General features: G+C 74.2%; 21 protein-coding genes. 11 read left to right on the top strand and 10 right to left on the bottom strand.

Features of this window, described 5'->3' with window-relative positions:
* Positions 1-8: 8 nt before the first annotated feature.
* Positions 9-764 carry a class I SAM-dependent methyltransferase gene (locus ABZ459_RS40030; RefSeq protein ID WP_357982276.1) on the top strand — a complete coding sequence of 252 codons (756 nt, stop codon included), beginning with the start codon at positions 9-11 and terminating at the stop codon, positions 762-764.
* Positions 751-1,905: an aminotransferase class I/II-fold pyridoxal phosphate-dependent enzyme gene (locus tag ABZ459_RS40025; RefSeq protein WP_357982274.1), complete on the top strand. Its 1,155-nt coding sequence runs from the start codon at positions 751-753 to the stop codon at positions 1,903-1,905. Before ABZ459_RS40030 ends, ABZ459_RS40025 begins: the two co-directional genes overlap by 14 nt.
* Before the next feature lie 41 nt (positions 1,906-1,946).
* Here ABZ459_RS40025 and ABZ459_RS40020 read toward each other — a convergent pair whose 3' ends face one another.
* Positions 1,947-3,272, bottom strand: coding sequence for an MFS transporter (locus tag ABZ459_RS40020; protein WP_357982271.1), 1,326 nt, complete (start codon positions 3,270-3,272; stop codon positions 1,947-1,949).
* A gap of 47 nt (positions 3,273-3,319) precedes the next feature.
* On the opposite strand from ABZ459_RS40020, the gene ABZ459_RS40015 reads away from it, so the two are divergent.
* Both ABZ459_RS40015 and ABZ459_RS40010 read left to right on the top strand, forming a co-directional pair.
* Positions 3,320-4,105, top strand: a complete 786-nt coding sequence (locus tag ABZ459_RS40015) for an SAM-dependent methyltransferase (protein WP_357982268.1) — start codon at positions 3,320-3,322, stop codon at positions 4,103-4,105.
* 196 nt (positions 4,106-4,301) lie between these two features.
* Positions 4,302-5,336 carry a hypothetical protein gene (locus tag ABZ459_RS40010; RefSeq protein ID WP_357982265.1) on the top strand — a complete coding sequence of 345 codons (1,035 nt, stop codon included), beginning with the start codon at positions 4,302-4,304 and terminating at the stop codon, positions 5,334-5,336.
* A 46-nt stretch (positions 5,337-5,382) separates the two neighbouring features.
* On the opposite strand, the gene ABZ459_RS40005 is transcribed toward ABZ459_RS40010, so the two are convergent.
* Complete coding sequence (locus ABZ459_RS40005; protein ID WP_357982488.1) at positions 5,383-6,819, bottom strand: carboxylesterase family protein; 1,437 nt, start codon at positions 6,817-6,819, stop codon at positions 5,383-5,385.
* Positions 6,820-6,963: 144 nt separating this feature from the next.
* On the opposite strand from ABZ459_RS40005, the gene ABZ459_RS40000 reads away from it, so the two are divergent.
* Positions 6,964-7,500, top strand: coding sequence for an RDD family protein (locus tag ABZ459_RS40000; protein ID WP_357982262.1), 537 nt, complete (start codon positions 6,964-6,966; stop codon positions 7,498-7,500).
* 15 nt (positions 7,501-7,515) lie between these two features.
* Here ABZ459_RS40000 and ABZ459_RS39995 read toward each other — a convergent pair whose 3' ends face one another.
* From ABZ459_RS39995 to ABZ459_RS39960, 8 genes are all read right to left on the bottom strand, one after another.
* Positions 7,516-8,064 carry a GNAT family N-acetyltransferase gene (locus ABZ459_RS39995; RefSeq protein WP_357982259.1) on the bottom strand — a complete coding sequence of 183 codons (549 nt, stop codon included), beginning with the start codon at positions 8,062-8,064 and terminating at the stop codon, positions 7,516-7,518.
* A 40-nt stretch (positions 8,065-8,104) separates the two neighbouring features.
* On the bottom strand, positions 8,105-9,418 hold the full coding sequence (locus tag ABZ459_RS39990; RefSeq protein ID WP_357982256.1) for a cation:proton antiporter: 1,314 nt from the start codon (positions 9,416-9,418) through the stop codon (positions 8,105-8,107).
* 163 nt (positions 9,419-9,581) lie between these two features.
* Positions 9,582-10,805 (bottom strand): cytochrome P450, encoded by a 1,224-nt coding sequence (locus ABZ459_RS39985; protein ID WP_357982253.1) that lies wholly within the window; start codon positions 10,803-10,805, stop codon positions 9,582-9,584.
* Positions 10,806-10,831: 26 nt separating this feature from the next.
* Positions 10,832-11,968, bottom strand: coding sequence for a hypothetical protein (locus tag ABZ459_RS39980; RefSeq protein WP_357982250.1), 1,137 nt, complete (start codon positions 11,966-11,968; stop codon positions 10,832-10,834).
* 104 nt (positions 11,969-12,072) lie between these two features.
* Positions 12,073-13,182 (bottom strand): FAD-dependent oxidoreductase, encoded by a 1,110-nt coding sequence (locus ABZ459_RS39975; RefSeq protein ID WP_357982247.1) that lies wholly within the window; start codon positions 13,180-13,182, stop codon positions 12,073-12,075.
* Complete coding sequence (locus ABZ459_RS39970; protein ID WP_357982244.1) at positions 13,179-14,189, bottom strand: hypothetical protein; 1,011 nt, start codon at positions 14,187-14,189, stop codon at positions 13,179-13,181. Before ABZ459_RS39970 ends, ABZ459_RS39975 begins: the two co-directional genes overlap by 4 nt.
* A 265-nt stretch (positions 14,190-14,454) precedes the next feature.
* Positions 14,455-15,564, bottom strand: a complete 1,110-nt coding sequence (locus tag ABZ459_RS39965; RefSeq protein ID WP_357982241.1) for a S1 family peptidase — start codon at positions 15,562-15,564, stop codon at positions 14,455-14,457.
* 187 nt (positions 15,565-15,751) lie between these two features.
* Entirely contained in the window at positions 15,752-18,925 is a 3,174-nt protein-coding gene (locus tag ABZ459_RS39960) for a BTAD domain-containing putative transcriptional regulator (RefSeq protein ID WP_357982238.1), read from the bottom strand.
* Between the two features lie 125 nt (positions 18,926-19,050).
* Between ABZ459_RS39960 and ABZ459_RS39955 the strand changes: the two genes are divergently transcribed.
* The 6 genes from ABZ459_RS39955 (at position 19,051) to ABZ459_RS39930 (ending at position 24,793) form a co-directional block, all read left to right on the top strand.
* A complete protein-coding gene (locus ABZ459_RS39955; RefSeq protein WP_357982235.1) occupies positions 19,051-20,151 on the top strand; it encodes an alkene reductase in 1,101 nt (366 codons plus the stop codon).
* 218 nt (positions 20,152-20,369) lie between these two features.
* Positions 20,370-21,125 (top strand): 2,3-dihydro-2,3-dihydroxybenzoate dehydrogenase, encoded by a 756-nt coding sequence (locus tag ABZ459_RS39950; RefSeq protein ID WP_357982232.1) that lies wholly within the window; start codon positions 20,370-20,372, stop codon positions 21,123-21,125.
* A 91-nt stretch (positions 21,126-21,216) separates the two neighbouring features.
* Positions 21,217-22,311: an isochorismate synthase gene (locus ABZ459_RS39945; protein WP_357982229.1), complete on the top strand. Its 1,095-nt coding sequence runs from the start codon at positions 21,217-21,219 to the stop codon at positions 22,309-22,311.
* Positions 22,312-22,379: 68 nt separating this feature from the next.
* Entirely contained in the window at positions 22,380-23,933 is a 1,554-nt protein-coding gene (locus ABZ459_RS39940; protein ID WP_357982225.1) for an AMP-binding protein, read from the top strand.
* A 1-nt stretch (position 23,934) separates the two neighbouring features.
* On the top strand, positions 23,935-24,582 hold the full coding sequence (locus ABZ459_RS39935; RefSeq protein WP_357982221.1) for an isochorismatase family protein: 648 nt from the start codon (positions 23,935-23,937) through the stop codon (positions 24,580-24,582).
* On the top strand, positions 24,575-24,793 hold the full coding sequence (locus ABZ459_RS39930) for a phosphopantetheine-binding protein (RefSeq protein ID WP_357982218.1): 219 nt from the start codon (positions 24,575-24,577) through the stop codon (positions 24,791-24,793). Before ABZ459_RS39935 ends, ABZ459_RS39930 begins: the two co-directional genes overlap by 8 nt.

The following is a 24,793-nucleotide window of genomic DNA, read 5'->3' as shown; positions in this document are numbered from 1 at the left end:
AGATCTGCATGGAATACGGATCCGACCACGCCGAGTACTACGACCGCGTCTTCCGCAGCCGCGGCAAGAGCTTCGAGGGCGAGGCCCAGGAGCTCGACAGGATCATCAGGGAACGGTCGCCGCACGCGGCCTCGCTGCTCGACGTCGCCTGCGGCACCGGCGCGCACCTGGAGACCTTCGCCAAGCTCTTCGACCACGTCGAAGGGGTCGAGCTGTCGCCCGACATGCGGGAGGTCGCCGGACGGCGGCTGCCCGGCGTGCCGCTGCACCCCGGCGACATGCGCACCTTCGACCTCGGACGCACCTTCGACGCCGTGACCTGCATGGGCAACGCCGTCGGCGAGCTGGGCTCCTACGACGAGCTGGTGGAGGCCGTCGGCCGGATGGCGGCCCACCTGGCGCCCGGCGGCGTCCTCGTCGTCGAGCCCTGGTACTTCCCGGAGAACTTCCTCGACGGGCACGTCGGCGGCCACACGCTGGTGGAGGACGGGCTCGTCATCTCTCGCATGACGCACTCGCGCAGGGAGGGCGGCAAGAGCCGGCTGGAGGTGCGGTTCAGGGTCGCCGACGCCTCGGGCTTCAAGGAGTTCGCCGAGGTCCTGTACTCCAGCCTGTTCACCTGCGACCAGTACCTGGAGGCGTTCGCCAAGGCGGGCTGCCGGGCCGAGTTCCGGCCCGCGTTCAAGCTGGCCGACGGCCGGCCCAACAGCCCCGGGCTGTTCGTCGGCGTGCGCGAGGAGGGGGCCGGCGATGGCCTTCGGTGAGCCCCTCGTCGTCGGCCGGCCGAACGCGGGGGAGCGGGCGCGCCTGCTGGAACGGCTCGGCGGCGTGCTCGACCGGCTCTGGCTGACCAACAACGGCCCGCTGGTGCGCGAGTTCGAGGCGCGCCTGGCCGACCTGACCGGCGCCCGGCACGCCGTGGCGACCTGCAACGCCACCACCGGCATCCAGATCGCGGCCAGGGCCGCCGGGCTGCGGCCGGGCGACGAGGTGATCGTCCCCTCCTTCACGTGGGTGGCCACCGCCCACGCGCTGGAGTGGATCGGCATCGTCCCGGTCTTCTGCGACTCCGACGAGATCACCGGCAACGCCGACCCCGACCACGTCGAGCGCCTGATCGGCCCGCGCACCCGCGGCATCCTCGGCGTGCACGTCTTCGGCTACCCGTGCGACGTGGACGCGCTGGAGCGCCTGGCCCGCGAGCACGGGCTCGTCCTGCTGTTCGACGCGGCGCACGCGCTCGGCTGCACCTACCGGGGCAGGCCGATCGGGACGTCCGGGGACGCCGAGATCTTCAGCTTCCACGCCACCAAGTTCGTCAACAGCGTCGAGGGCGGCGCGATCGTCACCGACGACGACGACCTTGCCGCGCGGGTCAGGGAGCTGCGCAACCAGGGCATCGACGCGGCCGGGCAGATCTCCGGGGCCGGCACGGTGGCCCGGATGAGCGAGTTCCACGCGGCCATGGGGCTGACCTCGCTGGAGGCCATCGACACCATCGTCGAGGCCAACCGGCGCAACCAGCGGGTCTACGAGGAACTGCTGGCCGGGCTGCCGGGCGTCGTGGTGCGCGGCCAGGCGCCCGGCGAACGGGCCAACTTCCAATACCTGGTCATCGAGGTGGACGAGGCCGTCGCCGGCGTGTCGAGGGACGCCGTGCTGGCGGCGCTGCTGGTGGAGAACGTGCACGCGCGCCGCTACTTCTCCCCGATCTGCCACCAGGTCGAGCCGTACCGGTCGGACCCGGGCAGGCACTTCCCGCTGCCCCTGCCCCGGGCCGAGGGCCTGGCCGCCCGCGTCCTGTCCCTGCCGACCGGGCCCACGGTGGACGCCGGGCACATCGCCGGCATCTGCCGCGTCGTGCGGGAGACCGTGCGGGCGGCCGACCGCCGGCTGGTCGCCTGACCTGCGACGAGGGCGCCTGCCTGAAGGGGCGCCTTCGTCTGTCAGGCCGCGGGCACCGTCCCCTGGACGGCCTCGGGGACGGGGGTCACCCGGCGGCGTACGGCCAGGCCGAACAGGGCGACCAGCAGGCCGCACGCGCCCGCCAGCGCGAAGGGGGCCGCGGGCCGCCACAGGTCGTAGAGCCAGCCGCCGACGCCGGAGATGACGAAGATGCCGATCGCGCCGCAGAGCGTCTGGACGCCGAAGCTGGAGCCCCGGTAGCGGGCCGGCACCTGCTGGGCCAGCAGCGGGCCCGCCGTGGTGATGACGCCGATCTCGCCCAGCCCGACGGCCGCCGCCACCAGCATCATCCCCGGCCCGAGCGGGTCGCTGACCAGCAGCGTCGACAGGTACGCTGCCCCGGCCAGCGCCTGGGCCAGGATCACCACGTCCTGCCGCCGCATCCGGTCGCCGAGCCAGCCGAACAGCGGCGCGCCCACCACGATCACCATGTACGCGATGCCCACGATCGCGCCGCTCTTGGCCAGGGCCTCGGTGGCGGACATGCCACGCACGGCCTTGGCGTAGTCCACGATCCACAACGACAGGAAGCTCGCCACCAGCGCCAGGTCGGCCCTGGCCACGAACGACGCCGCGTACGACAGCGCCACGCCGGGGTCGCGGGCCAGCCGCACGCCCTCGACGACCAGCCGCGCCAGCCCGGCCCGCGCACCGGCCGGTTGCCCGGCGGGCGGCTCGACGGACGTGGCCAGGCCGGGGGCCAGCGTGCCGCGCAGGGCCAGCGCGCCCAGCAGCACCAGCCCGGCGACCACCAGGAAGCCCACCCTGGCCGCCGTGGCCGGGGCCATGCCGCCGTCCTCCAGCATGTTCGGCAGGCGTACCAGCACCAGCACCGCGATCACCGCGCCGATGCCGCTGAACAGGCCGAGCCAGCCGTAGGCCCTGCCGCGCGCGCGGTCGCGCACGTAGTCGGCGGTGATCGCGGACATGGTGACGTTCAGGGCGGCGATCCCGAGGGCGAACACGACCCGCAGGGCGACCAGGACGGCGACGTTGCCCGCGAACGGGTAGAGCGCCGCGCCGAGGGTGCACAGCAGCAGCCCCGCCACGGCGACCGGCCGCCGGCCGATCCGGTCGGCGAGCGCGCCGTACCAGGCCAGGCTCAGGATGAGCGCCGCCTCCGCGGCGACCTGGAGGTAGCCGGTCGTGCGGCCCAGGTCGTCGCCGGACAGCCCCAGAGCGTCGGTGAGCAGGTACGGCTGGGCGGCCGGCAGGAACGTGATGACCGCCGTGCCGAGGAGCCCGAGCCCCATGCATGCCCAGAGGTTGGTCCTGCTGATGCCCGTCGCGGCGTCGAGACCTAACATGGCAGAGATCATCCCAACGTCAGCCCTAGATCGTCTAGGTTTGGCACATGATGAGTGACCGAGTCCCGCCGGGCGTCAGCGCCGCGGTGCCCAACGTGGCGCGGATGTACGACTACTACCTCGGCGGGAAGGACAACTTCGCGTCCGACCGGGCCGCCGCGGAGAAGGTGCTGTCGATCATCCCCGAGATCAGGGGCGACGCCCGCAACAGCCGGGCCTTCCTGCAGCGCGCCGTGCGCCACCTGCGGCAGACGGGCGTCGACCAGTTCCTCGACATCGGGTCGGGGCTGCCGACCGCGGGCCACGTCCACGAGGTGATCGAGGGCGCGAAGATCATCTACGTGGACAACGACTCGGTCGTGCTCACCCACTCCCGCGCCCTGCTCGGCCACTCGCCCGACGTCACCGTCCAGGAGGGCGACCTGCGGCGGCCGGAGGCCGTCATGGAGCGGGCCGCGGAGGTGCTGGACTTCTCCCGGCCGATCGCGCTGCTGGTGGTCTCGCTGCTGCACTTCGTCACCGACGACGAGGACCCGGTCGGCGTCGTCCACCGCTACCGCGACCTGCTGCCCGCGGGCAGCCACCTCGTGCTGACGCACGTCGCCCCGGACACCATGCCGAGCAAGGCCGACGACGTCAGTGCCGTCTACCGCAACGCGACCTCGCCGTTCACGGCCCGCAGGCGGTCGGTGTTCGCCTCCATGCTGGACGGCTTCGACCTCCTGGAGCCGGGCATCGTCAACACCCGCGAGTGGCGCCCCGACCCCGACACCGACCCGTCCCCGATCGACGGCGACTACCACCTGTGCGCGGTGGGCCGCAAGCGGTCCTGACCCGCGCGGTTCCCCTCGGACCCGGCCCATCACCTCCAGGTGATGGGCCGTACGCGTTTCCGGGCTCGGCACCGTTTCGAACATGTGATCTAAAACGTGTGGGCATCTGCTGCCGGTGGTGCTTACGATCTTGGTGTTCGCCGGCCGGGTCGTCCGGCCGGCTCTACCGGACGGAGAGATGTCCTTGAGGCGTGCAATGATCGCGTCAGCCGCCGCGCTGAGCCTGCTGGCCCCCGTCGTCGTGGCCGGGCCCGCCGGGGCGGCCACCGTCGCGACGGTCTCGCTGGCCACCGTCGTGGACAAGGCCCGGGAGGTGGCCAGGTTCTGGCTCGACGGCGACGCCGCCAACCTGCGGGCCGCCACGCCGTACACCGTGCTGGCCGTGGCGGGGGGCGAACGCCTGTCCACCGGCGTCGTCCCGGACGGGCCCGCGGTCAGCACCCCGCCGATCGGGGCCGAGAACCCGCCGCCCGGCGACGAGGTCGTCACGTCCGGCAAGGTGTTCTTCATCGGCAGCGACGGCCTGCCCCACTGGTGCACCGGCACCTCGGTGCAGTCGAAGTACCGCAACCTGGTCGCCACCGCGGGCCACTGTGTGTTCGACATCGAGGCCCCGATGGGCGCGCTCGGCAAGTGGGTCTTCGTCCCGGCCTACTCCGACGGCGCCACCCCCTACGGCCTGTACGTCGGCAAGCAGGGCATCACCCACTACGACTTCGAGGACCTGCACGACTTCGACCGGGACTACGCCTTCGCCACCGTCCACAGCGGCGTCGTCCTGTCCGCCCCGGACACGCTGACCACCGTCGGCCGCCTCGGCGACAACGTCGGCGGCCTCGGGATCGCGGCCAACCAGCCGCTCCCGCCGGCGGCCGACGTCTTCGGCCACCCCTCCGGGCTCCACCCCGACGGCACCGGCCCGTACGCCGGCCAGAGCCTCGAACGCTCGACCGGGCCGACGTTCGCGGTGAAGCCCTCCATCCTGCGCGCGGACCGGCCCGTCGGCGTGGAGTCGCCGTTCACGGTCTCGCCGGGGGCGGCGTGGGTGACCGGGTACGACGCCGAGACCCGGGCCGGCTACCTGACCGGCCTGACGATCAGCGTCGCCGACACCGACGCCGACGGACGGTACGACACCGGCATCTCCCCGTACTTCGACACCGGGCTGTTCCAGGTCTACCGGGACGCGGCCAACCGCTGGACCGGCTCCATCACGTACGTCTCCGGCTGACCCGGGACGCGGCGGGCGCCCCCGAGGCGCCGGGCCGGGGCGTCGTTCAGTCGATGACGCCGACGCCGGTGCCGGACCACAGCGCCCTGGACGACGCCTCGGGGTCGGCCACGTCCGAGCTGCCCACGTCGAAGACGTGGGTGACGGCCTTCTCCGGTTCGTGGCCGGGCCAGCCGGGGTCGCCCGTGGCCGCGAACCGGGTCCAGGCGGTGCGGAACTGCCCCGAGAGCGCCTCGCCCTCGGGGGCGCCCCCGGTCAGCATCGCGGCCAGTGGCGTGTCCAGGGTGCCGAAGGTCAGCGGCACGTCCAGGCCGTGACAGGCGCCGAGCGGGGTGGGCGACCAGGCCAGCTCGTAGGCGAAGGTGCGCCCGCGATGCGCGTCGGCCAGCAGCGCGCTCGGCATCCTGAACAGCCAGTCGGACATGAGCGTGCCGTACAGCCGCCGCGCGGACGCCCCGGGGAGGGCGGCGCGGTAGGCCGCGTCCGCGCCGGGCGGGGCGAGCGCCGCGAGGGCCGCGTCGAGCCGGGAGGCCAGGTCGTCGTCCGGCCTCGGGTCCATCGAGAGGAAGAGGTCGAACTCGTCCCTGGTGAACCCCACGACCAGGTCGACGTCCCGGGCGGCGCCCCCGGCCAGGGCCGGCCACGGCAGCGAGGGCAGGACCTCGCCGTCCACGACCGGCATGAACGGGACCGACGCGAAGGCCAGCCGTCCCCATCGCCCGGGGAAGGCCGTGAAGTCCTCGGCGGCCACCGCGCTCCCCGCCGCGAGCAGCTCCTCCGGCGCGCTCTCGGACGGCGACGCGCCGCCCAGCCGCTCGACGACGGCCGCGGTGACGCGGGCGGCCCGCTCGGGGGTGAGGAACAGGCCCGGCACGCTCTGCGCGATCGCGCGCCGGAACAGGCCGGCCGCCGAGGGCATCGTCAGCAGGCAGGCGATCGAGCCCGCGCCGGCCGACTCGCCGAAGATCGTGACGTTTCCCGGGTCGCCGCCGAACGCGGTGATGTTCTCCTGGACCCAGCGCAACGCCGCGACCTGGTCGAGCAGCCCCCGGTTCGGCGGGGCGCCGTCGATCCGGCCGAAGCCCTCCATGCCGATCCGGTAGTTGAACGAGACCACGACCACGCCCTCGCCCGCCAGCCGCCGCCCGTCGTACTCCGGCAGGTCGGAGGAGCCGGTGACGTACGCGCCGCCGTAGATCCACACCATCACCGGCAGGCCGGAACCGCCGGGGTCGGGCGACCACACGTTGACGGTCAGGCAGTCGAGCCCGCCGGCGGAGCTCCACGCCGGCATCCCGGGCAGCACCGCCTGCTGGGGCGGCCGGGGACCGAAGCCGGTGGCGTCACGGGTGCCGTCCCAGGGGTCGGCGGGCGCCGGTGCGGCCATCCTGAGCGGCCCGAAGGGGCTCTTCGCGAACGGAATGCCCCTGAAGACGGCGATGCCGCCCTCGTCGGTCCCGCGTACCTTGCCGGCGGTCGTCATCGTCACCACTGACCATCTCCTCCCCGCGGGCCCGTGCCCGTCGGCAGTGTCGATGGTGAACGATAGAGCCTGTGTCGGTCGGCATAGATCCGAGGGGTGGCCCCCTCGTCCTCCGCCTGGTCGCGGCCGTGCGAGGATCAGGCCGTGCTGAACGAGCGGGAGCGGACGCGAGGTGGCCGGACGGCGTTACGTCCGAGGCTGGTGGCGGCCGGCTGGGACTATCTCGTGATCGCCGCCTGGCTGGCCCTGCTGGCCGCGGTGTTCGTCCCGCTGAGTCGCGCGGGAGCGGGGTTCGGCGGGCTCGGCGCCCTGGGCACCGACCTGCTGATCACCGCGCTGAGCGTGCTGCCCGTCGGGGCGTACCTGGTCATGGGGGAGGCGGGGCGGCGGCGGGCCACGTGGGGCAAGCGGCGGGCCGGGCTCGTCGTGGCACTCGGCGGCGGAGGGCGGCCCGGCGCGGCGCGGATCGTGGCGCGCGCCCTGGTGAAGCTGCTTCCGTGGCAGTGCGCGCACATGGCGGTCTCCCGGCTGGTCCGCGACCCGGATTCGGCCGTCGCCATGCCCCTTCTGGTCGCGGCGTACGCCCTGGCCGGGGCCTCGGTCGTGCTGGTGCTGACCCGCCGCGACCGGGCCGCCCTGCACGACCTCGTGACGGCCACGCGGGTGGTGCCGTCGCCCTGACGCCCCGGCCGCCGATCACACCTCCGGCAGGGACGGATCGGGCTGCCAGGGGCTCGGCGCGGTGATGGACCAGCGTTCGTGGTCGCGCCAGGCGCCGTCGATGTAGAGGTAGTCGGGCGACAGCCCCTCGTGACGGAAGCCCAGGCGCCGGGCCAGGGCCAGGGACGCCTTGTTCGCCGGCTGGATGTTGGCCTCCAGGCGGTGGAGCCGCAGAACGCCGAACGCGTGCCGCAGGGCGAGGGTGAGCCCGTCGGTCATGTAGCCGCGCCCGGCCGACGGGGCGAAGGCCGCGTAGCCGAGGGAGGCGCCCTGGTAGCGGCCCCGGATGATCGAGTTGATGTTGACCATGCCCGCGGCGGCGCCGCTCTCCCGGACGCGGATCAGGAAGCCCAGGTTGCTGCCGTCGTCGAAGCGGCGCATCCAGGTCCGGAACTCCTCGGCGGTCGAGGGCAGTTGCATCCACGGCCCGTGCAGTTCGGCGCTGGCCAGGACGAGCGAGCAGAACTCGTCCTGGTCGGAGAGGGTGAGCGGGTGCAGCTCCACCCGTGACGGCATTTCGGACATGGGGCAACTTTAGGGCGTGTCGCGAGAGGCGTCGTCTCCGTCAGCTCGCCGTGGTGGTCCAGGCCCGGTGGGCCGTCTCGCGGATCTCCTCGTCGGCGGTCTGCTCCACCCTGGCCATCGCCGCGCGGAGGATGGGCGGCGTCATCAGCGACGTGACGATCGCGACCAGCACCACCAGCGTGTACGCCTCGACGCTGAGGATGCCCAGCCGCAGGCCGACCATGGCGACCACGACCTCGATCACGCCGCGCGCGTTGAGCCCGGCGCCCAGGGCCAGGGCCTCCCAGCGGTTGAGCCGGCTCAGCCGGGCGCCGGCGTACGCGCCGACGAACTTGCCGACGATCGCGACGGCCAGCACCGCGAGCCCGGCCAGCAGCACCGGCGGGCGGGTCAGCGCGGTCAGGTCCATCCGCAGCCCGGCGGTGGCGAAGAAGACGGGGGCGAAGCCGTACAGCGTCACCGTGCGCAGCGGCGCCAGGCGGGCCGGATCCACCCGTCCCGCGCCGCCGATGAGCATGCCCATCACGAACGCGCCGAAGACCGACTCCAGGCCGAGCGCGTGCGTCCCGGCCGAGGCCAGGACGAGGAGCAAGATCGCCACGCCGACCGTCGGGCCGGCCTCGGGCGACCGGGCCGCCAGCCGCATCGCGCCGCGCACCAGCGGACGCCCGACGGTCAGGGCCACCACGACGATGGCCACGAGGTAGGCCAGCGAGGTGAGCACGGTGCCGGTGCTGACCGCGTTGACGGCCATGGCGCTGACGATCGAGAGCATGAACCAGCCGAACGCGTCGTCGATCATCCCGGCGGTGAGCGTGAGCTGGCCGATGTTGCGGTGCAGCAGCCGCATGTCCATCAACGTCTTGGCCAGCACGGGGATCGCGCTCACGCACATCGCCACGCCCATGAACAGCGCGAACACCGTCTCGTCGGTGCCGTCGGGCACGATCATCCGGGGCAGCAGGAACCCCGTGGCGATGCCGAGCCCGAGCGGGATGACCAGACCGCCCACGCTGATCCCGGCCGCGGTGGCCGCCCGCCGGCGCACCAGGCCGAGGTCCATGTGGATGCCGGTCAACCCGACCAGCAGCAGCACGCCGACCTGCCCGACGGCGTCCAGGAGGTGGAACTGGCCGGGGTCGGCGGGGAAGAGCCAGCGGTGGAGGTCCGGCGCGACGTGCGCCAGGATCGACGGCCCGAGCACGACTCCGGCGAACAGCTCGCCCACCACGGCGGGCAGCCGGAACCGGGCCGCCAGCGCCCCGAGCCCCAGGGCGAGGGCGAGCAGCACTCCGATCTGCAACAGGAACACGAGCATGCCGTGCGCGCCGATGGGGGCGATGGGCGTCTGCATGAATACCCCTGGAGGTCGATCCCGGTTTCCGAACCTGGATATTCAGCAAAGAACGCCCGGCGCGGCCGCCGCAACGGACCCGTTCGTATGCGGCACTCTCCGAGAAGGCAGCCCATGAAGATCCGCAATCACGGAGAAACCGGCCACCCCCGCACCACGGAGCTCAGCCGGAGGCGCGCGGGCCGAGCAGCACCGGCAGGGCGCGCACGCCGTTGTCCAGCAGCGAGGTGAGCCGGGGCAGGTCGTCGAGCGGCCCGGCGGCCCGCATGCCGGGGAACGTCGCGAACAGGGCCGGCAGCGCGACCTCGGCCTGCAGCCGGGCCAGCGGCGCGCCCAGGCAGAAGTGCGGCCCGTGCCCGAACGCCAGATGCGGCACGGCCGGCCTGGTCACGTCGAAGTCGGCGGCGTTCTCGCCGAACCGCTCGGGGTCGCGCCCGGCGGCGGAGAAACAGGCCAGCACCGCCTCGCCCGCCCGCAGCCGGACACCCTCGATCTCCAGGTCCTCCATGGCGTAACGCATCGGGAAGTAGGCGTTGGGCGACTCCCAGCGCAGCGCCTCCTCCACCGCCGCGCTCCACGGCACGGCCCCCGAGCGCAGCAGTTCGAGCTGCTCGGGCCGGCCCAGCAGGGCGCGCACGGCGTGCGCGATGAGGTTGATCGTCGTGACGTGACCGGCGATCAGCAGCACCTGCACGGTGTCCCGCAGCTCGGCGTCGTCCAGCCGGCCCTGGGCGTGCAGCGCGATCAGCTCGCTCGTCAGGTCCTCGCCGGGCGTGTCGCGCCGCAGTTCGATGATCTCGCCGACCAGCTCGAACAGCGCCCTGCGGCCCTGCGGGCTGTCCGGCGGGCTCTGGTCGAGCTGCACCACCTCGTCGGTGAGCGCACGCAGGCGCTCGCGGTGGGAGTCGGGCACGCCCAGCATCTCGACGATGACGCGCAACGGCAGCGGGTAGGCGTACTCGGCGCGCAGGTCGACCGGTTCGCCCGGCGGCCGGGCCGCCAGCTCCTCCAGCAGGTCGCCGACGATGGAGGTGATCCACGGCTCCATCCGCTGCACCTGGCGCGCGCTGAACAGCTTGACCAGCGGGCCGCGCAGCCGCCGGTGCTCCTCGCCGTCGGCGTTGAGCATGGACGCGTCGGTGACGAGCCGCATCAGCGAGGTGCCCTGGGGGGCCGCGGCGCGGGCCTCGGGGTCCCAGTACCGGATGTCGCGCGTCATCGCCGGGTGCGACAGCACCGCCTCCAGCGTCGCGTGGCTGGTGGCGGCCCAGGCCAGCACCCCCTCGACCCGCACCGGGACGAGCGGGCCGGCCCGGCGCAGCCGCTCGTCGCTGTCGTGCAGGTCGAGGGTGGCCGGGTCGAGGACGAACTCGGGTTCCATGGTCATCCTGTCTGTCTGGTGCGGTCGGGCGGTCATCGGCTCGACGTCGCCCCGCTGTAGCGGCGGGGGAGGACCATGACCGGGTTGTCGTCGAGGATCACGTCCGGCGGCCCGAAACGTTCGGCCACCCGGCGGATCTCGGGGTCGTCGAGCAGCAGCAGCCGGCCGTCGAGGACGAGCGGCTCGTCGTCGGCGTACAGGGTGGGCCGGTCGACCTGGCAGTCGCAGTGGGCGAAGCCGGGCGCGGTGGTGACGGCCACGCCGTCGGTGAGCGCGTCGAGCCCGCAGTAGAACGCGCCGGCGTGCTTCTCCCGCTCGAACTGGCTGCCGCCGGCCACCCGCACCTTCGGGTTCAGCCCGATCAGGGCGTGCCGCAGGTAGAAGCCGCCGGGGGAGAAGCGGCGCAGCCGGTCGGCGGCCGTCCCGCCCTCGATCTTCTGCACGACGTTGCCGGCCAGGTGCACGCTCAGCGGCTCCTCGGGCACGCCGGTCACCGTGCAGTCCTCGACGACGAGCACGCCCTCGGTGTCGGCGGGCCAGAAGTTGACGCCCCCGTACGGGAAGGGCCGCCACTGGCCGGGGCCCGGCGGCTCGGCGTCCGGCATGAGGGTCAGCCCGGACAGCGTCAGGTCCGTGCCGGCCGTCGAGGTGACCCGGATCCTGGTGGTCGCGGCCAGCTTCTCCAGCGTGCGGTGCGCCAGGGCGTAGAAGACCTCGTTGGGCAGGCGGGCGCCGGTGAGCAGCGCGCCCGCCGTGGCGCTCATGTGCAGGGACGCGAACCTGACCGGCAGGGCCGCGATCTCGTCGAAGAACAGCGGCGCGGTGTGCACCTCGCCCCACCAGGTGCAGGCGATGACGACGTCGGACGCCCCGACGGCGGCCCGCTCGACGTGGTGCCCGGCCCCGCTGTCCCAGCCGCCCGGGCTGAACGGCGCGACCGACAGGATGTGCACGTCGGCGTCACGGTAGGCCGCCGCGGCCGCGATGGCCTGCACGACCACCGGGTCGACGGTGTGCTCGGCCAGCACCAGCACCCGCTCGCCCGGCGCCACCCGCAGGTAGTGGACCAGGTTGCGGGCGCCGGGCATGAGCTCGACGATCGAGTACGGCGCGGCGGTCGGCTCGGCCGCGTAGCCGAAGGGCGCAGTGGCGTACGGATTCGTGGTCATCGTTGTCTCCCCCGGTGCCGGTCGTACCCGCTGCCGTGCCAACCCGCGGCAACGCCACACCTCGATCACGGAAAGGATGCGGCGCCGGCGCGGGCGGCACAGTTTCAGCGCGAGCGTCGTCGCGACCCGGCCGACAGCTCGATCGGGTCGAAGCCGAACGCGTCCGCCGGGTCGTGGCCCAGGTACAGGTCACGGACCAGCTCGCCGGCCGCCGGGGCGTTGCACAGCCCGTGGCCGGAGAACCCGGTGGCGTACAGGAACGCCGGCGATCCGGGCAGCCGGCCGATGAAGGCCGACCGGTCGGGGCTGGCGTCCCTGGGGCCGCGCACCGCCGTCTCCAGCCCGGACAGGTCCAGGCCGGGATAGGTGGTGGCGAGCTGCGTCCTGGCCTTGACGAACCAGGCGTCCCGGTCGGTGCCGGGGTTGCCCATGCCGATCAGGATCCGGTCGCCGCGCCGGCGGATCAGCAGCCCGCTGGCGGCGTGCAGGGTGACCGGCATGTCCGGCATCTCGGGCAGCGGGCCGGTGGTGAGCAACTCCTGCACCGCCGGCCCGGTCAGCGGCAGGTCCACGCCCGCCGCCGACGCGATCCAGCCCGACCAGGCCCCGGCCGCGCACACGATCGCCTGCGCGGTGAGCGTGCCGTCCGCGGTCTCGACCCGTCCGGTGGCCGGATCGACGGCGGTGACCGGGCAGCCGGTGCGCAGCGAGGCCCCCGCCCGCGCCGCGCCCTCGGCGTACGCCTCCACGATGGCGGCCGTGTCGCTCACGAACGCCTGCGGCGACCACGCGGCCGCCAGCAGCGACGGCTCCTCGACCAGCGGGTTGAGCCGCCGGGCCGCCTCCGCGCCGATCAGCGACACGTCCACGCCCGCGGCCCGCTGCGCCGGCAGCTCGGCCTCGAACCTGTTCACCTGCTCCCGTTCGGTGAACAGCACGAGGTAGCCGACCTGCCGCATCGGCAGCTCGGCGCCGGGCCAGCGCGGGAACGACTGATACGCCGACAGGCTGCGCACCGCCATCGCGGAGCTGACCGGGTCGCCGGAGAAGTAGGCGCGCAGCACGTCCGCGGTGGCCCGCGAGGCGCCGGAGGCCAGGTCGTCGCGTTCCAGGACGACGGTCTCGACCCCCGCCTCGGCCAGGTGGGCCGCGATCGACAGGCCGATCACCCCGCCGCCGATGACCACCACCTCGGCCCGGTCGGCCTGGCTCATGCCGGGGCCACCGTCCCGCTCTTGAAGGGCGCCAGCATCGAGCCGGAGACCGGGGCCACCGAGCCGTCCGCGCGCAGGTGCTCGTCGACCTGCCACGGGAAGAGCTGGAGGTTCCAGGCGCCCAGGCAGTTGACGTACAGGGCCATGTGGGCCATGAGCGCGACGAAGTCCTCGCGGTCCTGGAGCTGGTCGGCGACCTCCAGCGCGCGCTCGGTGAACTGGTGCAGCTTGTTCAGCCCGCAGTAGCCGAGGAACTCGGCCGGGGTGGCGGCCATGATGCGCGCCATCTGCTGCAGGAACTCCAGCGGGAGCTGCTGCTGCTGGGCGGCCCTGACCAGGCCGGAGTAGCAGCAGTAGCCGAGCGGGCGGGTCTCGCCGTTGACGAACAGCATCGTGGTCAGCGTGGTGCCGAAGCTGCCCGCGCCCGAGGCGATCCGGCCCTCGTGCAGGTCGACCAGCTCCTGGGGCGGGTCGAGCCAGATGCGCTCGATCTCGTCGTGCAGCTCGGCGAGGAGCTGGTCGGCCTCGGTGTGCCGGGCCGTCGGGCGGCGCAGCTGGTGGCCGCCGCCGTCGCCGGCCCTGCGCACCTCGACGATGACCGGCTCGCCGCCGGAGTACACCGACTGCCACACCGCCTGCCCGGCCTCGGCGAGCGCGTCGAGGTCCTCCTCGCGGACGGTGCCGATGGGCGTGGCGGGCATGGGCTCGCTCAGCGGGCCGTACTTGATGCCGAGGTGCTGGAGACGGGAGCAGAACACCGATCCGTCGGGTGCGATCCGCCGGTCGATCTTGTGGACGCCCGGGACGTGCAGCAACTCGGGCATCGGGGCCAGATGGTAGAGGTGGTGGCCCGCCACGAGGGCGTGGCCTTGCAGGCTGCGGTAGGGCAGGGTCTGCCACAACGCGTCGGCTAGGTCGCGGTTGCGTCCGTCAAGGTCTGCTGTGACCGATACGCCGATGGTGGGCCAGAGAATTTCGATCTGCCGCTCGGTGGCCGATTTGTTCATAACGCGGACAGTAACACAGCCATTACGAACCGTAATTGAGGGGGTCGCACCTCGGCCGGAAGGGGAATTGTCCGGGAAGAGGGCGCCGTGGGCGGTCGTCGCGCGCGCCGGCGGAGGAAGCTTGGCGCCCCAGTCGTTTCCGACTGGGGCGATGCCCACATTAGGGCGTTTTGTCTGTTTTGTATAGGTTCTTTTACGTGAACGTGCGGGCCACGCCTGGACGCGGCCCGCACGGGAGTTCGTCTCACCCGCCGCCGGCGGATGATCAGAAGACGTTCACCCCGTAGGCGCTCAGCGCCTCGGTGACCGGCTGGAAGAACGTCGTCCCGCCGCTGGAGCAGTTGCCGCTGCCGCCGGAGGTCAGGCCGAGCGCGACGCCGCCGGAGAACAGCGCGCCGCCGCTGTCGCCGCCCTCGGCGCAGACGTTGGTCTTGATCATCTGGCGTACGGTGCCCTCGGCGTAGTTCACGGTGGCGTTGAGCGCCGTCACCGAGCCGCTGTGCACGTGCGTCGTGCTGCCGCTGCGCTGCACGGACTGGCCGACGTAGGCGTTGCCCGCGCTGGTGATGTCACGCGAGCCGCTGTAGAGGTCGACGCCGCCCGGGTGGGCGATGCTGGTGTTGGTGTAGCGGACGATCGCGTAGTCGTTGCCCGGGAAGCTGGTTCCGGTCCTGGTGCCCAGGGTCGTGGTCTTGGCGGAGTTGGCGTACCACGTGGAGGCGATGTTGCCGCAGTGGCCGGCGGTCAGGAAGTAGTAGGTCGAGCCGCTGACCACGTTGAAGCCCAGTGAGCAGCGGTACTGGCCGCCGTAGATCGCGTCGCCGCCCTGGATGAAGAGGCTGAACCTGCCGGGCTCGTTCTCGACGCGCACCGCGGGCGTGGCCGCCTCGGCGCTCTGGCCCTGGGCGGCGGCCGCCTGGGTGTTGGCCTGCTGGACCGCGATCTGGACCTTGGTGCGCGCGCTGCTCGCGACGGTGCTGTCCACCCAGACGACGACCTGGTTGGAGGCCGGGTCGACGGCCCACGCGGTGCCGGGGACGGCGGCCGTGCGGTCGAGGAAGGACATGATGGCCTCGAGTGCGGGGCCGCTGCGGGACACGACACGCGGCACGGCGCCCGAGGCGGTGATGGCCTCGGCGTCGGCCGGATCGGTGGTGGTGACCACCATCTTGCCCTGTGCCTGGTCGAAGTAGGAGCCGGCGGTGCGGGCGCCGAGCTGCCCCTCCATCCGGGCCGCGGCGGCGGCCGGGTCTGCGGCGGGCTGGGCCGGCGCGGGCGATGCCTGGGCGGGTACGCCCGTGACCGCGCCGGTGAGGAGTCCGGCGGTGGCGACGATCAGTGCGGCGCGCCGGATCCGTAAGCCATGGATGCTCACTGGAGCCTCCTGAGGGTGGGGTGACTTGCCCGCAAATATGAACAAAATCCCCAAGGAGAGCAAGAGGCTGTCATACTGATTTTTTGACCGGCAGTAATAGATCAAGGAAGGGGCTCCGCCGCCTCAGGCGCGCCGCTGACCTGGCCTTACGTCCCGGTTAATGAGATCGCATCGGCCCGAGCAGGACTCATGAAAAGTTCGACCCGGCATTTTCGGCGATGTCAAGAAAGTTGTTTGTGCCCTGTAGGAACGTCGCGGCGAAGACGTCCCGGCCCAGCACGGCGACGGCGGCCGCGGTGATCCGCTCCACGTCGCCGCGTTCGGCGGCCGGCAGCGGGGCGCCCACGCTGCCGCGCAACCCCTCGGCCGCGCCGAGCAGCAGCGCGGCCCGTTCCGGCGCTCCGGCCAGCGCCGCCGCCCCGGCCAGCCCTTCCAGGGAGAGCGCCAGGGTCCGCGGCTCACCGGTCGAGCGGGCGATCTCCAGGCCGCGCCGGTGGCGGGCGGCGGCCGACTCGTGATCGCCGCGCAGCTCGGCCACGAACCCCAGCTCGGCATGGACCAGGTGCTCGCCCGCGGGTGAGGAGGGATAGACGTCGCGCAGGCGGGCCAGGAAGGACTCGGCGGCGTCGAGATCCCCCGACCGCCGGGCGCCCAGGGCCAGGCCCATCACCGCGTGCACCTCGCCGTAGAGGTGGCCCTGCCGCGCGGCCAGGTCCCGCGCGCGTTCGTGCAGGTCGCGGGCGCGGTCCCAGTCGCCGGCCAGCAGCGCCAGGCGGCCGAGCCCGGAGTGGCGGACCGACAGCTCGCCCGCCAGGCCCAGCTCCTCGGCGATGCGCAGCCCCTCCTCCTGGAGCCGGGCGGCCTCGGCGTAGTCGCCCTTGATCTCGGCGACGGACGACAGCGGCGGCACGGTCTGCAGCTCGCCCCAGCGGTCGCCGAGCTCGCGGAAGAGCTGCGCGGCGCGCCGGGCGTCCCGGTCGGCCCCGGCCAGGTCGTCGCGGAGCATCGCGTGCATGGCGCGCAGGGCGAGCGTGGCGGCGGCGGTCCACCGGTCGCCGGACGCGGCGGCCACGTCGAGCGCTCCCGTGCCGGGGTCGCCGGCGCTGAACAGGGCGTAGGCGTACAGCCAGGCCGGCGGTCCCGGCACGGCCGCGTCGCCCGGCGCGGGAACGTCGCAGGACGCCGGGCCGGGGCGCTCCCCGGTCAGCAGCCGGAACGCGGCGTGGGCCAGCCGCGCGCCGGCCGCCTCGGGGGCCAGGGCGCACACCCGCGCCAGGCTGCGGCGGCCCTCGTGCAGCCGGCCGCGCAGCAGCCACCACCACGACAGGGCGGCGGCCAGGCGCCCGGCCAGGGCGGCGTCGCCGGTCCCGACCGCCTCCTCCAGCGCCGCGCGCAGGTTGGCGGCCTCGGCGTCGAGCCGGGCCAGCCACTCCCGCTGCCCGGGGCCGCGCAGCTCGGGCTCGGCGCGCTCGGCCAGGTCCGTGTAGTGGCGCAGGTGCCGGCCGCGCGCCTCGGCGAGGTCGTCGGCCTCGCTCAGACGTTCGGTGGCGTACGCGGTGACCGACTCCAGCAACCCGTACCGGGGGCCCGCGGGGCCGTCGGTCATCACCGCGAGCGAACGGTCGACCAGCCTGGTCACCAGGTCGAGGACCTCCTCGGCGACCACGCCGTCACCCGGGCACACCGCCTCGGCGGCCTCCAGCGTGCAGCCGTCGCGGTGGACGGCCAGGCGGCGCAGCACGACGCGTTCGGGCGTGCTGAGCAGCTCCCAGCTCCAGTCGATCACCGCGCGCAGCGTCCGCTGCCGCTCGGGCGCGCCGCGGCGTCCGCGGGTGAGCAGCGCGAACCTGTCCTCCAGCCGCACCGCCAGCTCCCGCACGCCGAGCCCGCGGACCCGGGTCGCGGCCAGTTCGAGCGCGAGCGGCAGGCCGTCGAGGCGGCGGCAGAGGTCGGCCACCAGCTCGCGGGTCTCGTCGTCGGGGGAGAAGCCGGGCGCGGACGCGGCGGCGCGCTCGACGAACAGCCGGACCGCGTCGGCCTGCCGCAGCGGCTCGACCAGGAACACCCGCTCGCCGGCCAGGTCGAGCGGCTCGCGGCTGGTGGCCAGGATCCGCAGCCGGGGCGCGGCGGCCAGCAGCCCGGCGGCCAGGTCGGCGGCGGCCTCGACGACGTGCTCGCAGTTGTCCAGCACCAGCAGGATCTCGCGCTCCCGCAGGGCGGCGGCCAGCCGCGCCCCGGGCGTCCCGGCCGCCGGGCCCGCGCCGAACGCGGGGGCGTCGTCGCGGACGTCGAGGACGGCGGCGACGTGCTGAGCCAGGTCACCGGCGGCACCGCGCCACCCGGCCAGCTCCACCAGCCACACCCCGTCGCCGGTCGTGCGGACGGCCCGGCGGGCGGCCTCCAGCGCCAGGCGTGTCTTGCCGACCCCGCCGGGGCCGGTCAGCGTCACCAGCCGGACGTCTCCGAGCAGCCGGCCCACCTCGGCGACCGCCGCGTCCCGTCCCACGAGGTCGCCGAGCGGCGCGGGCAGGTTCGTCCGCGCCTCCCGGCCGGGCTCCACTGCGGCGGCGACCGCGCGGCGGGGCTCCACGGCGGCGGGGGCCGGGACGCTCGCGGCGGCGGCGGGGAGGAGGGCGGGGTCCTGGCGGAGGATGGCCTCGAACAGGGCGGTCAGGGCGGGGGACGGGTCGACGCCGAGCTCGTCGGCGAGCCGGTCGCGCAGGTCGCCGTAGGAGGCGATGGCCTCGCTCTGGCGCCCCGCCACGTACAGGGCGCGGAGCTGGACGGCGCGCAGCCGCTCCCGCAGCGGATGGCGGGCCACCAGCCCCGCCAGCTCGCCGGCCAGCAGCAGGTGGTCGCCCGCGGCCAGCCGCGCCTCCGCCTGCTCCTCCAGCACGGACAGCCGCTGCTCGGCCAGCCGCCGCGCCGCGACCCGCGCGAACTCCTCGTCGGCGACGTCCGCGAACGCGGGCCCGCGCCACAGCCCGAGCGCCTCGGTCAGCAGCGCGGCGCGCTCGCGCGGGTCGCCGGCCGGGCGGGCCCGGGTGACCAGGGACCGGAACCGCGCCGCGTCCACCTCGTCGGACGCCTCCAGCCGCAACCGGTAGCCGGCCGCCTGGTAGGGCACCCGGTCGCGCCCCAGAGCCGCGCGCAGCCGCGACACCTTGGCCTGCAACGCGTTGCCGGCCCGGCCCGGCGGCTCGTCGCCCCACAGGTCGTCGATGAGCCGGTCGGCCGACACCGGCCGCCCCTCGTGGACGAGCAGGTCGGCGAGCAGGGCCCGGACCTTGCTCTCGACGATCTTGACGGGCCTCCCCTCGTCGTCCCACACGGCGAGCGGGCCGAGTACTGCGAACCGCATGGGAGAACCGTACACACGTGCCGGAGGAGGACCGTCAGCAGACCGTCAGGATCCCCGCAGCGCCCGGGTGCAGAGTTCAGTCACGGATCACGGCGATCCGCCTCGCACAGATCGGAAGCACTGACATGTCCGGCACGTCACCCCTGTTCCAGCCCACGACTCTCGGCTCGCTGAGCCTGCCCAACCGCCTGGTGATGGCGCCGATGACGCGCAACCGCGCCGCCGCCGACGGCACGCCCACCGACCTCATGGCCGAGTACTACGCCCAGCGGTCGGCCGCCGGGCTGATCATCGCCGAGGCCACCACGCCCAACGCCGTCGGCCAGACCTACCCGAACATCCCCGCCCTGCACCTGCCCAGGCACGTGGCCGGCTGGCGGCGGGTCACCGAGGCGGTCGCCGAGGCCGGCGGCCGGATGTTCGTGCAGCTGCAGCACGGCGGCCGGATCGGCCACCCCGCCACCAGCGGCCTGCGGCCGGTCGCGCCGTCCCCGGTGGCCCTGCCCGAGCCGGTCGCCACCCCGGACGGCAACCGCCCGGCCGTCGTGCCGAGGACGATGAGCCTGGACGAGATCGAGTCCACCGTGGCCGACTTCGCCGCCGCCGCCCGCCGGGCCGTGGACGCCGGCTTCGCCGGGGTGGAGGTGCACGGTGCCAACGGCTACCTCATCCACCAGTTCCTGGCCGACGGCACCAACCACCGCACCGACGCCTACGGCGGCTCGACGGCCCGGCGCATGCGCTTCGCCGTCGAGGTGGTGCGCGCGGTCGCCGCCGCCGTCGGGCCGGAGCGGGTGGGGCTGCGGCTGTCACCCGGGTTCCCCGGACAGGGGATGAGCGAGAGCGACACCGACGTGCTCTACCCGGCGCTCGTCGAGGAGCTGTCCGGACTCGGGCTGGCCTACCTGCACCTGGTGTGGGCCAAGCCGGACCAGCCGCTCTACCGGCGGCTGCGCGCCGCCTGGCCGGGCGCCCTGATCGCCAACCCCGCCCAGCCCTGGCCGGGACCGCTGCCCGCCGACGGCGGCCGGCGCGAGGGGGAGCGGCTGCTCGACGCGGGCGCCGACCTGGTGTCGCTGGGACGGGCCTTCCTGGCCAACCCCGACCTGCCCGACAGGCTCGCCGCCGGCGCCCCGCTCAACCCCGTCCGCATCGAGCACTGGTACGGCGGCGACCACACCGGCTACACCGACTACCCGACACTGCGCCAGCCCGCGCTGGCCTGAGACCACCTTCTCGTACCGGCGGCGTGGCCGCGGCTCCCAGCCGCGGCCACGCCGCCTTTTCGCGTCTCCTACCTGCGGTGACATCCCCGATCTCGCTCCTCACGCGGCCTTGCGGACGGCTGTCGCCGGGTCCGGAAGGCGGTCTTGACAGACGCTCTCTTTACGGTCAAATTAGGCAAGGCTTACCTAACTAAAGCACTCGGGGAGGACGTGCCGCAATGGACGGGATCGACGGCGGGATCGCCTTGGTGACCGGCGCGGCCCGCGGCATCGGGGCGGCCGTCTGCGCCGCCCTGGCCGGGGCCGGCGCCGTGGTCGCCGCTGCCGACCTGCGACCGGTGACCGGCGGCGACGGGCGGCCGTACCGCGTGGACGTGCGCGACCCCCACGACGTCGAGCGCGTCGTCGCGGCGGTCGAGCGGGACCTCGGCCCGATCGCGATCCTCGTCAACACCGCCGGCGTGCTGCTGCCCGGCGAGGTGGACGACACCGGCGACGACCACTGGAGGCAGAGCTTCGCCGTCAACGCCGACGGCGTCTTCCACGTCTCCCGCGCCGTCGCCCGCCGCATGACGCCCCGGCGGCGGGGCGTGATCGTCACCGTCGGCTCCAACGCGGCCGGCGTGCCGCGCGTCGGCATGGCCGCCTACGCGGCCTCCAAGGCGGCGGCCCGGATGTTCACCCGCTGCCTCGGCCTGGAGGTCGCCAGGCACGGCATCAGGTGCAACGTCGTCTCACCCGGCTCGACCGACACCGCCATGCTGCGCGCCCTGTGGGACGGCGCCGACCCCGACGAGGCGCTGTCGGCCACCCTGCACGGCGACCCGGCCGCCTTCCGCGTCGGCATCCCGCTCGGCCGGGTGGCCGACCCGGCCGACGTGGCCGACGCGGTGCTGTTCCTCTGCTCGGAACGGGCCAGGCACATCACCATGCACGACCTCCTCGTGGACGGCGGCGCCACCCTCCGCGCCTGACCCGGCCCGGACCGCCCCCGAGCCCACCCCCTGCGAGCCCGGACCCCGCATCGGGGCGAACCAGATCGGACCGATCGAGATTGGACCTCCATTGCATCTGCTGACAACCGCGGCGGATCCGCTCGCGGGCTACGACCGCGCGGAGTCGGTGCTGTTCGCCTCCGCCCGCGGCACGCTGCTCACCCGCGGGGTGCGCGGCGTCGCCGCCGGCGACCTGGCCACGCTGGCCGGCAGGGTGGACGGCCCGGCAGCCGGGGCCATCGGCTTCGACGGCGCGGCCCACCTGATCCTGCCCGAGTCCGAGACCTGGTCGCCGCCGCTGCCGCCGGGCGCCGCCCCCCTGGTCAGCGGCGGCTGGTGGAGCAGGCGGGTGCCCGAGCCGGCCGCGTACGCCGCCGCGGTGCGCAGGGCGCTGGCCGAGCTGGAGCGCGGCGGCCTGGCCAAGGTGGTGCTCGCCAGGACCGTGGAGCTGCGCTCGGACGAGCCGATCGACCTGCCGGGGCTGCTGCGTCCGCTGCTCGGGCACGGCTACTCCTTCGCCGCGCCGCTGCCGGGCGGCCGCACGCTCACCGGCGCCAGCCCCGAGCTGCTGGTCTCCCGCCACGGGCGCGCGGTGGTCAGCAACCCGCTGGCCGGCTCGGCGGCCCGCTGCGCCGACCCCGCCGAGGACCGGCGCAGGGCCGCCGCGCTGGCCGCCTCCGCCAAGGACCTGCGCGAGCACCGGCTGGTCGTGGAGGCCGTCGCCGACGCGCTCGCGCCGTACTGCGCGGGGCTGCAGGTGCCCGTCACGCCCGAGCTGACCTCCACCGAGACCATGTGGCACCTGTCCACCCGCGTCACCGGCACGCTGCGCGACCCCGACACCCGCGTGCTCGCGCTGGCCGCCGCCCTGCACCCGACGCCCGCCGTCTGCGGCACGCCCGAGTCGGGGGCGCGGCGGATGATCGAGGAGCTGGAGCCGTTCGACCGCGGCTTCTACGCCGGGCTGGCCGGCTGGACCGACGCCGCCGGCGACGGCGAGTGGGCCGTGGCGATCCGCTGCGCCGAGGTGGCCGAGCACACCCTGCGCCTGTACGCCGGCGCCGGCATCGTCACCGGCTCCGACCCCGAGGCCGAGCTGGCCGAGACCGCCGCCAAGTTCCGCACCATGCTGCGCGCCCTGGGGGTCTCCGATGCGCTGGCCTGACCACCCCCGACAGGCCGGAAGGCGGCCGCGCGCGCCGTTCCACCAGCCGCGGGCCGGGGAGGTGCGGCGTGCACTGGTCTGAGGAGGAGGCCGCGCGGTACCGGGCGGCCGGCTACTGGCGGGGCGAGACGTTCGGCGGCCTGCTGCGCGACCTGGCCGCCGCGTACGGCCCCCGCCCCGCCCTGATCTCGCCCACGACCCGCTGGACCTTCCGCGACCTGGACGAGCGCGCCGACCGCCTGGCCGCCGGGCTGCGCGCGAGCGGCATCGGCCGCGGCGACCGCGTCGTGGTCCAGCTCCCCAACGTGCCCGAGTTCCACCAGGTGTGCTTCGCGCTGTTCCGGATCGGCGCCTGGCCGGTGTTCGCGCTGCCCGCCCACCGCTCGGCCGAGATCTCCTACTTCTGCTCCTTCACCGAGGCCGCCGCCTACATCTGCCCCGACGACGAGCACCGGGCCTTCGCCCCCGGCACGCCCGCCCACGTCCTCGGCGAGCTCCCCGAGGCCGACCCGGACGAGGACGGCCCGGAGGACGGCACGGACGAAGGCGGCCCGAGCGGGAGCGGCCGGCACCGCCCCGCGCCCGGCGAAGTCGCGTTCCTGCAGTTGTCGGGCGGCAGCACCGGCCTGCCCAAGCTCATCCCGCGCACCCACGACGACTACATCTACAGCTTCCGCGCCAGCGCGGAGATCTGCGCGCTGCGGCCGGACAGCGTCTACCTGTGCGCGCTGCCCGCCGCGCACAACTTCCCGATGAGCTCGCCCGGCGTGTTCGGGGCGCTGAGCGCCGGGGCCGCGTCCGTGCTGGCCCCCGACCCCAGCCCCGGCACCTGCTTCCCGCTCGTCGAGCGCGAGCGCGTCACGATCGCGGCCCTCGTCCCGCCGCTCGCCCTGGTCTGGCTGGACGCCGCCGCCACCACCGGCCACGACCTGTCCAGCCTGGAGGTGCTCCAGGTCGGCGGCGCCAAGTTCAGCCGGGAGGCGGCCAAGCGCGTGCGGCCCGAGCTGGGCTGCACGCTCCAGCAGGTGTTCGGCATGGCCGAGGGCCTGGTCAACTACACCCGGCTGGACGACGACGAGGAGACCATCGTCGCCACCCAGGGACGTCCCATCTCGCCCGACGACGAGATCCGCGTCCTGGACGACGACGGCCGCGACAGCGACCACGGCCACCTGCTGACCCGCGGCCCGTACACCATCCGCGGCTACTGGCGGGCCGAGGAGCACAACAGGACCGCCTTCACCGACGACGGCTTCTACCGCACCGGCGACATCGTCCGGCGCACCCCCAGCGGCCACCTGGTCGTCGAGGGACGCGCCAAGGACCAGATCAACCGGGGCGGCGAGAAGATCGCGGGCGAGGAGGTCGAGAACCACCTGCTGGCCCACCCGGCGGTCCACGACGCCAGCGTGGTGGCCGTGCCCGACCCCTACCTGGGGGAGCGGGCCTGCGCCTACCTCATCTGCCACGGCGACCCGCCCAGCAGGGCCGAGCTGCGCGCGTTCCTGCGCGGGCGCGGCATCGCCGCCTTCAAGATCCCTGACCGGTTCGAGTTCGTCGACGCCTTCCCGCAGACCGCGGTCGGCAAGGTCAGCAAGCGCCACCTCCGCGAAAGGACATGACATGCCGATCCCCAGGATCGAACCGTACGCCATGCCGTCCGAGCTCCCGGCCAACCGGGTGGACTGGCGGCCCGACCCGCGCCGGGCCGTGCTGCTCGTGCACGACATGCAGAACTACTTCCTGCGCGCCTTCACCCCCGGCCGCTCGCCGATGGTCGAGCTGATGGCCAACGTGCTGGCGCTGCGCGAGCGGTGCGCCGAGCTGGGCGTGCCCGTCGTCTACTCCGCCCAGCCCGGCGCCCAGAGCGCCGAGCAGCGCGGCCTGCTGCTGGACTTCTGGGGCACCGGCATCGGCGCCGACCCGCGCGAGGCCGCGATCGCCGACGAGCTGACGCCCGGCGACGGCGACGTGCTGCTCACCAAGTGGCGCTACAGCGCCTACCAGCGCACCGGGCTCGCCGAGCTGATGGCCGCGCAGGGCCGCGACCAGCTCGTCATCTGCGGCGTGTACGCCCACATCGGCGTGCTGATGACCGCCTGCGAGGCGTTCATGCGGGACGTGCAGGCGTTCGTGGTCGCCGACGCCGTCGCCGACTTCTCCCGGCAGCACCACGAGATGGCCCTCACCTACGCCGCCGAGCGGTGCGCCGTCACCACCACGACCACGCGCGTCAGCCGCGCCCTGTCGGGGGCGGTGGCCGGTGTCTGAGGCCGAGGAGCGCCTGCGCGCCCAGATCGCCGGCCTGCTGTACGTCGAACCCGCCGAGCTCGGCCTGCACGACGACCTGCTGGACGCCGGCCTGGACTCCATCAGGGTGATGACGCTCATCGAGGCGTGGAAGCGGGAGGGCCGCGACCTCGGCTTCCCCGACCTCGTGGACCGGCCCACCATCGCGGCCTGGGCGGAGCTGCTCGCGTGA

Origin of the sequence: Nonomuraea sp. NPDC005692 (assembly GCF_040631115.1) — a bacterium.
Lineage (GTDB): Bacteria > Actinomycetota > Actinomycetes > Streptosporangiales > Streptosporangiaceae > Nonomuraea.
The sequence above is the reverse complement of the archived record's forward strand: the minus strand, read 5'-3'. Positions and strand labels throughout refer to the sequence as shown.

Coding starts and splice junctions, on each gene's coding strand:
- ABZ459_RS39980 (WP_357982250.1), bottom strand. CDS start 11,968: ATGACCACGAATCCGTACGCCACTGCGCCCTTCGGCTACGCGGCCGAG.
- ABZ459_RS40010 (WP_357982265.1), top strand. CDS start 4,302: ATGATCGCGTCAGCCGCCGCGCTGAGCCTGCTGGCCCCCGTCGTCGTG.
- ABZ459_RS39935 (WP_357982221.1), top strand. CDS start 23,935: ATGCCGATCCCCAGGATCGAACCGTACGCCATGCCGTCCGAGCTCCCG.
- ABZ459_RS40025 (WP_357982274.1), top strand. CDS start 751: ATGGCCTTCGGTGAGCCCCTCGTCGTCGGCCGGCCGAACGCGGGGGAG.
- ABZ459_RS40030 (WP_357982276.1), top strand. CDS start 9: ATGGAATACGGATCCGACCACGCCGAGTACTACGACCGCGTCTTCCGC.
- ABZ459_RS39985 (WP_357982253.1), bottom strand. CDS start 10,805: ATGACCATGGAACCCGAGTTCGTCCTCGACCCGGCCACCCTCGACCTG.
- ABZ459_RS40020 (WP_357982271.1), bottom strand. CDS start 3,272: ATGTTAGGTCTCGACGCCGCGACGGGCATCAGCAGGACCAACCTCTGG.
- ABZ459_RS39975 (WP_357982247.1), bottom strand. CDS start 13,182: ATGAGCCAGGCCGACCGGGCCGAGGTGGTGGTCATCGGCGGCGGGGTG.
- ABZ459_RS39955 (WP_357982235.1), top strand. CDS start 19,051: ATGTCCGGCACGTCACCCCTGTTCCAGCCCACGACTCTCGGCTCGCTG.
- ABZ459_RS40015 (WP_357982268.1), top strand. CDS start 3,320: ATGATGAGTGACCGAGTCCCGCCGGGCGTCAGCGCCGCGGTGCCCAAC.
- ABZ459_RS39990 (WP_357982256.1), bottom strand. CDS start 9,418: ATGCAGACGCCCATCGCCCCCATCGGCGCGCACGGCATGCTCGTGTTC.
- ABZ459_RS40005 (WP_357982488.1), bottom strand. CDS start 6,819: ATGACGACCGCCGGCAAGGTACGCGGGACCGACGAGGGCGGCATCGCC.
- ABZ459_RS39960 (WP_357982238.1), bottom strand. CDS start 18,925: ATGCGGTTCGCAGTACTCGGCCCGCTCGCCGTGTGGGACGACGAGGGG.
- ABZ459_RS39950 (WP_357982232.1), top strand. CDS start 20,370: ATGGACGGGATCGACGGCGGGATCGCCTTGGTGACCGGCGCGGCCCGC.
- ABZ459_RS39995 (WP_357982259.1), bottom strand. CDS start 8,064: ATGTCCGAAATGCCGTCACGGGTGGAGCTGCACCCGCTCACCCTCTCC.
- ABZ459_RS39970 (WP_357982244.1), bottom strand. CDS start 14,189: ATGAACAAATCGGCCACCGAGCGGCAGATCGAAATTCTCTGGCCCACC.